1 pseudogene is annotated in these 2,311 nt (G+C 41.5%); it reads right to left on the bottom strand.

From position 1 onward, the window contains the following. Window positions 1-2,311: pseudogene (locus AC075J_RS02890) on the bottom strand (hypothetical protein); the annotation flags it as partial.

Genomic DNA, 2,311 nt, shown 5'->3' with positions numbered 1-2,311 from the left:
ATTTTGTGTAAGTAACAGTCACTGTGTTTCCTTTTACAGTGATATCCCTGATCTTTGGCTGCTGTGGTGTGACAACTGTGATCTTGATCTTTTTAACCTTTGTCCAGGAACCATAGACCTTATTGCCCTGTGCATCCAGAACCCAGCTTCGGGCTGCCACATACCAGGTACCTTTTGAAAGATATCTGAAGGATGCCTGCGGCTTGCCGGTTGAGGAAACTGTTTTGCTGAATTTACCTGTCTGGAGCATATCCGATTTCCTGCTGATCACGAAGTCATAACCCTGAGCACCGGCACATCCTTTGGCAAGTTTGACAGTAAGCTTGTTTCTGTCAATGGAGTGGCTGGAAATCTTTGTGTCGGCAGGTCGCAGGTATGCACCGTTTTCATCTGTGATACTTCCGTCTGTGTGAATAACTCTGCCATTGAGAGATTCTGTACCAAATGCTATGAAATAATCCTGTCCTTTGGAAAGGGTAAAGTCAGCATATGGAATACTGCGCTCAAATGCACCGCCTACAGTTACAGTCTGGATACACTGCAGAACCCCATTCTCAACATCATACCAGAACAGATTTGCCATAAGTCCTGCACAGGAGGCATCTGCTTTTACAGAAAGCACAGCCGGAAAATCAAAAGTTCCGTTTCTTCCAAGATGGAAACCGAAATCATTCTGGTTTGTGGAAATCAGGCTGTATAATGCTGCCGGGATATATTCTGCTGTGTTTGTAACAGAAAGATCGGTATCTGCAGGTGTTTCTGCTGTAATGGAAGTACCGTTAATCTTCCAGATGAAACCATTCTCCATATCAAGATTCAGGGAAATATCTTTTCCTTTTATCCCGGATAAAACGGAAGCAGGAAGTGTCCTGGCACCATTCATGATAATGGAGATGGTATCTTTTTCTTTGGATGTCTTGATCAGATCATTGACAGTATCCCAGCTTTTCTTCTGGAAACTTCCCTCAATGTAAGGTTCCCCGTCACCAAGCTTTCCGAGATTTTTTGTATCCTGATGTTTGCATCGTTTACAGGTGTAAGTTATGATTCCGTCAGTTTCTGTAGTTGGTTCTGTAGTGATAACGCCGTTGTCATAGTCATGGCCGTATGCGGAAATGGTATAACCATAGGAAAGTGTTTCATTACAGTCTGTGCAGTAGGTATCTCCGCTATATCCGCTGGAAGTACAGGATGGAGAGGAGTAGTAACGTTCTGCGGTATGTGGGTGTGTACATGCTTTTCTGATGATTTTAAATCCAACAGATGTATTTACATAATTGTCAGCATCTGTACCATTATAAACTGCTGTAGCGGAAACTTCTTCTCCTACAGGTAATTTTTTAGAAATATCGGAATCGCTCCATTTCCATTCATCATTAAAAAGGCCTTTAACATCTTCGACTTTCTTACATAACCATGAAACATATATTGTAGGATCGGTATCGGTTGGCTTGCTTGAAGGTGCTTGTGCTTTTGAAATGACAAATTCCCATTCTGGTGCAGATATACTATCGACTGAATTGTAGTAGTCACCTTCATTCACATCAATCTTAAAAGTATAAGTACCTGCATCTGTGGGGCTGTCTGCGAGTGGAGTTTTATCTCCTTTTTTAAAATACGTTACTTTAGTAATTTTACCATGACCGGTGACATCATATTTCCATTTAATATATTTACTAATATCAACATGGGTATCTTTAGTATATGTAAAATTGGGCTGCGTATAATCAAATTGGTCAGCGGTAGGAGTTGTTTGGATACGTACAAATTGGTTTTTTGCCTGATTGAAAGAATACTGCCTTTTTTCGGTTCCAACAGTTACATCATAAGCGTCATTATTTTCTTTTTCAGTTAACCAGACGTACAGATTACCGTCTTTTGTAGAATCAGGAAAAATATGATCACTTGGATTCCAGGGTACACTATCTATCGCTACTGATAAAGAATGTTCATTTTCGATAATACAACAATAAACATTTTTTGAGCTGCCATTATGGGGGGTACAATTAATGCCTGGCATATTATCAGAATATGCCTTTACGGATCCACCGCTAATGGCAATATTGCTGCAGGTGCCCCCGACAGAACCAATCCCGGCACTATGAGTAGAAGTAGCAGTCACGGAACTACTTTTAATGGTAATATCACTGACACTGCCAGCGCCGTAACCGCCGCCACCAATTCCGGCACCATTCGTAGAACTAGCAGTTACAGAACTACTATTAATGTTAATACCACTGACACTGCCAGTGCCGTAACTGCCGCCACCAATTCCGGCACCATCCGTAGAACTAGCAGTTACAGAACTACT

Source organism: Blautia sp. ZXY-1-C6, assembly GCF_056339875.1.
This window is presented reverse-complemented; position numbering and strand designations above follow the sequence as displayed.